Source organism: Hymenobacter rubidus, from assembly GCF_016734815.1.
GTDB lineage: Bacteria > Bacteroidota > Bacteroidia > Cytophagales > Hymenobacteraceae > Hymenobacter > Hymenobacter rubidus.
This window is the reverse complement of record NZ_JAERQF010000067.1, coordinates 1-5,303: the sequence shown is the minus strand read 5'-3', so window position 1 is coordinate 5,303 and position 5,303 is coordinate 1. Positions and strand designations below refer to the sequence as shown.

The 5,303-nt window shown below is 61.7% G+C and carries 10 protein-coding genes; 2 read left to right on the top strand and 8 right to left on the bottom strand.

Annotated elements, in window-relative coordinates:
- Positions 1–298 precede the first annotated feature (298 nt).
- The 8 genes from JKL48_RS22705 to JKL48_RS22670 all read right to left on the bottom strand — a co-directional run bounded on the left by JKL48_RS22705 (position 299) and on the right by JKL48_RS22670 (position 3,488).
- On the bottom strand, positions 299–1,009 hold the full coding sequence (locus JKL48_RS22705) for an IS630 family transposase (protein ID WP_201987680.1): 711 nt from the start codon (positions 1,007–1,009) through the stop codon (positions 299–301).
- Positions 967–1,278 (bottom strand): helix-turn-helix domain-containing protein, encoded by a 312-nt coding sequence (locus tag JKL48_RS22700; protein ID WP_201987679.1) that lies wholly within the window; start codon positions 1,276–1,278, stop codon positions 967–969. The genes JKL48_RS22705 and JKL48_RS22700 overlap by 43 nt, the downstream gene beginning before the upstream one ends.
- A gap of 15 nt (positions 1,279–1,293) precedes the next feature.
- On the bottom strand, positions 1,294–1,437 hold the full coding sequence (locus tag JKL48_RS22695) for a hypothetical protein (protein ID WP_201987677.1): 144 nt from the start codon (positions 1,435–1,437) through the stop codon (positions 1,294–1,296).
- A 166-nt stretch (positions 1,438–1,603) separates the two neighbouring features.
- Entirely contained in the window at positions 1,604–2,029 is a 426-nt protein-coding gene (locus JKL48_RS22690) for an IS1 family transposase (RefSeq protein ID WP_236668989.1), read from the bottom strand.
- A gap of 218 nt (positions 2,030–2,247) precedes the next feature.
- Complete coding sequence (locus JKL48_RS22685; RefSeq protein WP_236668988.1) at positions 2,248–2,457, bottom strand: hypothetical protein; 210 nt, start codon at positions 2,455–2,457, stop codon at positions 2,248–2,250.
- Between the two features lie 8 nt (positions 2,458–2,465).
- Complete coding sequence (locus tag JKL48_RS22680; RefSeq protein ID WP_201987671.1) at positions 2,466–2,753, bottom strand: DDE-type integrase/transposase/recombinase; 288 nt, start codon at positions 2,751–2,753, stop codon at positions 2,466–2,468.
- Positions 2,723–3,010: a hypothetical protein gene (locus JKL48_RS22675; RefSeq protein ID WP_201987669.1), complete on the bottom strand. Its 288-nt coding sequence runs from the start codon at positions 3,008–3,010 to the stop codon at positions 2,723–2,725. Before JKL48_RS22675 ends, JKL48_RS22680 begins: the two co-directional genes overlap by 31 nt.
- A 130-nt stretch (positions 3,011–3,140) precedes the next feature.
- On the bottom strand, positions 3,141–3,488 hold the full coding sequence (locus tag JKL48_RS22670; RefSeq protein ID WP_236668987.1) for a hypothetical protein: 348 nt from the start codon (positions 3,486–3,488) through the stop codon (positions 3,141–3,143).
- 537 nt (positions 3,489–4,025) lie between these two features.
- Between JKL48_RS22670 and JKL48_RS23340 the strand changes: the two genes are divergently transcribed.
- Together JKL48_RS23340 and JKL48_RS22665 are read left to right on the top strand one after the other, a co-directional pair.
- The gene (locus JKL48_RS23340; protein ID WP_236668993.1) at positions 4,026–4,274 is read left to right on the top strand and encodes an IS110 family transposase; all 249 of its coding nucleotides are present in this window, start codon (positions 4,026–4,028) and stop codon (positions 4,272–4,274) included.
- Positions 4,196–5,074 carry an IS110 family RNA-guided transposase gene (locus tag JKL48_RS22665; RefSeq protein WP_236668990.1) on the top strand — a complete coding sequence of 293 codons (879 nt, stop codon included), beginning with the start codon at positions 4,196–4,198 and terminating at the stop codon, positions 5,072–5,074. The genes JKL48_RS23340 and JKL48_RS22665 overlap by 79 nt, the downstream gene beginning before the upstream one ends.
- Positions 5,075–5,303: the final 229 nt, after the last annotated feature.

Below are 5,303 nucleotides of genomic sequence, written 5' to 3'. Positions count from 1 at the left end.
CCCAACCGAGTTCCGTCAAGCCGCCTAACCTCTACTTTTCGCTGGCCTACCTGACGGGGAAGCGTACAGCGAAGTCTAAGGTGTAAGATTGAGGTGGTCGGGTAAATCTGGACAGAATAGGGTCTTATCTTTCGAATGTCATGAAAGACAGCCCTCAACCATTCAAACGTCGGCGCTATGACGCTGCCTTCCGCACCGAAGCCCTACGCTTAGCGAGCGAGAGCCGTTCCACCCAGGCGGCAGCGCGTGCGCTAAACATCGACCCCAAACGTGTCTACTAAATGGCAAAAGGAAGCCCTCACGCCCGTGGCGCGGTCGAGTTTGACGCGGGTTTTTCTAGGGTGAATTGCCATTTGACCGCGGCCCGGGCCGCATTGCGCTCGGCCACGCAAGCGGCCACGTGGGTGGTGAGTTGCTTCAGGGTGGGGATGCGCTGGTGCAGGCACTGGCGGGCGATGGCCGAGAGTTCGAGTTCGACCATGTTGAGCCAGGAGGCATTTTTGGGCGTGTAGTGCACCTCGAAGCGGGCGGCCAGGGCGCGGGCCGCGGCCGCGGGCAGGTGCTGGTAGAACACGGCGTCGGTGTGGGTGTTGAGGTTGTCCTGTACCAACACGATTTTCTCGGCTTGCGGGTAATGGGCGGCCGGGGCCTGCAGAAAGCGGCAGTAATCGGCCCCGGTGCGGCGGGCCGAGACCTCGACCAGGCGCTGGCCCGTGCCCGGCTCGAAGGCGGCCAGCAGGCAGGCTGTGCCCTGGCGCACGTACGTGCTGCTCGCGCGCCGGGGCCGCCAGGCTTTGGCCGGCTGCTTGCCCCGAGCCGACTGGGCCGGCACCAGGGGCAGGGGCTCCGTGGGCTGGCCGTGGAGCACGCAGGGCCGCTCGTCGAAGCAGACCACGGGAAAGCGCGGGTCAGCGGGCCGCGCGTAGACGGCCAGCACGTCTTCCATCCGGGCGATAAAGGCGGCGTTCATCGCCCCCAGGCACCAGTGCTGCTGGCGGCGGGGCTGCAAATCGTTTTTTTAAGCACTTGGCCCACCGTCTCGTGGGAAATGGTTTCGACCAGGCACAGCTCCACGGCCTTATCGGCCAGCAGGCGCAGGGTCCAGCGGCTGTGGCCCACCGGGGCCCGGGTGCAGGCCAGCGCCGTGAGCGCCGCGCGTTGCGGGCCATCCAAGCGGCGCGGCCCGCCGCTGCGCGGGGCTTCGGCCAAAGCCGCTTGCCAGCCGGCTTCTTCGTCGCGGCGGCGCACCTGACTCACGGCCTGGCGACTCAGGCCCACGGCCTGACCGGCCGCCTACTGGCCGATGCCGGTAGCCAGGGCCAGCAGGGCCTGCGCACGGCGCACGGCCCGCACCGGTCGACGACCCGTGCGCGTGAATTTTTCGAGAGCGGCCTGGTCAGCCGCCGGCAGGGCAAAGGGAGTAATAGGACGAGACATAGGCACCCAACTCGAAGCCCCGTATTTTGTTGCTTAATTCGCTTGACACAGCACTACTACAATCACGAGCGACTGCACTCCAGTGTTGACTATCAAACGCCTTATCACAATCACCAACAGCTTCTTCAATTTATTGCCCTAAACTGTCCAGCGTAACTGGACTACCTCATACTACATTCAAGGTGACATTGGCATTATGGTTATCAATGACAATTTTGATTCGGGTGGTGTGCATCTGCAAGCTTTTGCTGAAGGCACACGACTTGCGGACCAACACCCCGCAACGATGACGAAGCGAGCAGTTGATGGCTTCCACAATGCTGGTGCCGCCGCTGCCTGTGGGGCTGCAGCGGTGCTGCCTCAAAGGCAGCACGCCCACATAGCTTTCCCACCGGTCGGTGAAGTACCGACCCCGCCGCTGGTAGCGCCGGGACAGGGCCTGCCACAGGCGCCGGGCGGTGGCGGTGCTCCGCTCGCCCAACACCCTAGCCACGATGCGCCGACTGCACCGCTTCACGGCGAGCCAGAGCCATACCTTGCGTTTTTGCGGCCCACAAAGGTCCACATCTCCTCCAGTTCCAGCGATTCCCATCGCTTTTTTTGGCGCTTATTCGGCCGCCAACGCGGCAACAGGGGGCTTGCGGCCTGCGCTTTTTTTTATCCGGCTGGCAACTGTCTCGTCCGGCTATAGCTGTACAGGTGGAGGTGATAATCCGGCCTGCGCTTTACAGGCCGGGTTGTTAATCCAGATTGGACTTTACAGGTGAGCATGGTAAGCCGCGGATTTATTTCCGCCGCTTGGGCGGTGTGTCAAGAGGGGGCCGGGATAGCTGCCGGCTGATAGTAGTTTTTCCAGCGCCGCATCAGCGGCCCTACCTGCGCGTGGGCCTGGCTCGAGGTCAGAAAGTCGCAGCTGCCGTGCAGGCACAGCTCGTTGTAGGCCCGCACCGCCCGTGCCACCAGCGCGGCGGCTTGGGCAAAACCGGGCAGCGCATCGTCGAGGTCGAATTTCTCTTTCATGATGCCGTTCACCCGCTCGGCCACGGTATTTTCGTAGGGTCGCCGTTTTGGGTCATGCTCAGGGTCACGCCGTGGCTTTCGAGCAGGCCCATGTACTCGCGAGCCGCATACTGCAAGCCCCGGTCGGAGTGATGAATCAGGGCGCGGGGCGGCTGCGCACGGGCCTGCAGGGCTTGGTGCAGCGCTGTGAGCGTACCACGCACCGACAGGTCGGGGTGCAGGCACGCGCCCACGATTTTGTGGGAATACAGGTCGGTAATCAGGCTCAGGTAGCTCCAGTCGCTAAGCAGGCGCACATAGGTGATGTCGCTGACCCAGACTTGTCGGCCCGACTCACGGTCAGGTGTTCAATCAGGTTGGGCCGCCGAAACAGGGGCAAGCAAGTTTGGGTGGTCACCAGCCGCCGTTTGCGGCGGCGGATAAGCAGGCCGTAAGCAGCCAGCAGGGCAAACAAATAATCCCGGCCCACGCGGGGGGCGTGCTCGCCCAGCCGCGGCAGGAAATGGAACTTGCGCGTGCTTAGGCGGGGCAGGTCCTCGCGGATGTCGGCCACTAGGGCCAGTACCAGACCATCGAGCAGGGCCTGGTACTGGCCCGGGCCTGGTGGTCGTAGAATGCGTTTCGGGTCTAGCCAAACAATCCGCAGAGGGTCCCCACGCCAGCGCGGGGGTATTTCTGGGGCATTACTTCGACGGCTTGGCACCACCCTTTTTTCGGATGCCAATTTTATAGGTGGTCTCGGCCTGGTCGATGAGCGTGTGCAATGCCTCGATTTGCCACTGCGCCTGCCGCAGCTGCGCGGCCAGGGCAGCCGCTTCCCCCGCGTTCCCAGCCGGTGGAACCGCCTCGGGGAAATCGGTGGCCGGTGGGGCCGCCGCTTTGGCAGCGCGGCGGGCGGCCACCCACTCGCGCTGCGTCTTCTTCAGCCGCAGCCGGTATTTAAGCAGGGCCTCATCTTCCGTCAGGCGGCCATCGAGCAATTCGCGCACGATAGCCGCCCGCTGGGCCGGGGTAAAAATTTGGCGGCGCATCTGGGAATATACGACCGTGCCGTATTCCTGCAGCCATGCCTGTAAAGCGGCGGCGCTGATTCCCAGTTGTCGTTGCACGACCCGTTGCTCCACGCCCGATTCAACCAACTTAACGGCTTCTTGCCGAAAGACAATAGTATAATTCTCATTTTTGGCCCGCCGCGGGGGCCGTTCCGTTTCGGTCATACATCAACTGGTTGATGTAAAGGCCGAGCCGGACTAGACACATGCCATTGCGCCGGATTTGGTCGCTGCCGCACTTGGCGCAAAAATGTTGGGTATACCCTTGTATGATTGCAGTGCCTTTCGTTGAGAGGCAGCCAGAAAAGGAAACGGAGTCACCCACCATCCCTAAATGCGGCGCCCCGGCGCTGACGTTGAGCGTTAGAGCCAGTGCTCCGTTTCCCGTTTTTGCCTGAAGACTGAACAGTATGAATGGAGCCCACACGACCAAGTAGCGGCATCCCGCATGTGTACAAGGAGAGTTGATGTAAAAACCGGACTGGCTGATTTTTATCCCTCTTTTCCCGTTGCCGTATGCCCTCCACTTCTTCCTCCACGGCCCCGCTCAAGTACGTCGTGGGCCTCAACATTGCCAAAGACACGTTTGTGGCCTGCTTCGGCCGCATCGAAGCGAGCCAGCAGCTGCGTTTCGGCAAAGAAGCCACGTTCGACAACACGTCGGCCGGCTTCGCGGCCTTGCTGGCCTGGACGACCAAACAGCAGGCCGCCGCGTTGTGGTCGAGGCCACGGGCGTGTATTATGAAAGCCTGGCGTATTTCATAGCCGATAACCGCCACGCCCTGAGCATCTTGCTACCCAACAAAGTCAAGCACTTTGCCCAGAGCACCGAGCAAAAGAGCAAGTCCGACCAGCCGGACGCCCGGCTGCTGTGCCGCTTGGGCCTGGAGCGGGCCCTGCCCGAGTGGCAGCCGCCCACGCCGGCCCTGCGCCAGTTGCGAGCCCTGGCGCGGGAACGCCAAAGCCTGACCCGGCAAGGGGCGCGGCTCAAAACTCAGCACCACGCTTACGCCCAAAGCTACCAGCCCGACGAGCGCACCTTGGAGCAGCTACGTGTCCGGCAACAGTTGCTGGTCCAGCAGTTTAACGCCGTGGACCAGGACCTGGCCGCGCTCCTCAAAGCCGAGCCCGAACTGGCCCGCAAGTTGGCCCACCTGACCAGCGTACCCGGCATTGGCCTGACCACGGCCATCGTCGTAGTGGCCGAAACCAACGGCTTCGTATTCATCGAGAACGAGCGCCAGCTGGCTTCCTATGCCGGGCTGGATGTGGTGCAGCGCCAAAGTGACCTCCCGGCCCAGGCCACGCACATTTCCCGCCGGGGCAATGTGCATTTGCGCCAAGCCCTGTACCTGCCGGCCGTCAGCATCCTGCGTTATAACCCGCAGCAGATGGCCTTTTATGCCCGGCTGCGGGCGTGCCAAGCCAGTGGCAAGCCCGGCGTAATTGCCGTCATGCGCAAACTCTTGCTGCTGTGTTATTCGCTCTGGAAAAACGACCGGCCCTACAATCCGCACTATCACCCAGCCCAAGCCGCTGAAAAAGAAGTAGCCCCGACCACGTAATGGGCCGAGGAGGATGAACCCGAAGGCTCTCCTTGAAGAAACCTAAAGATAAAAAAACCTGCCCGATTCCTTACTTTTCATCACAGTATATAAGAATACGAGTATCACCTTAAATCAGACCACGGCCTCTACTTTAACTAGACCATCTCAGTATTTAGAGCGGATTTCAGGATAGTTTACGGATTTGGACGTACCTTCTGCCGATGAAAGCTTATTCGTTTGATTTGCG

Coding starts and splice junctions, on each gene's coding strand:
- JKL48_RS22695 (WP_201987677.1), bottom strand. CDS start 1,437: ATGTCTCGTCCTATTACTCCCTTTGCCCTGCCGGCGGCTGACCAGGCC.
- JKL48_RS22690 (WP_236668989.1), bottom strand. CDS start 2,029: ATGGGAATCGCTGGAACTGGAGGAGATGTGGACCTTTGTGGGCCGCAA.
- JKL48_RS22685 (WP_236668988.1), bottom strand. CDS start 2,457: ATGAAAGAGAAATTCGACCTCGACGATGCGCTGCCCGGTTTTGCCCAA.
- JKL48_RS22670 (WP_236668987.1), bottom strand. CDS start 3,488: ATGCGCCGCCAAATTTTTACCCCGGCCCAGCGGGCGGCTATCGTGCGC.
- JKL48_RS23340 (WP_236668993.1), top strand. CDS start 4,026: ATGCCCTCCACTTCTTCCTCCACGGCCCCGCTCAAGTACGTCGTGGGC.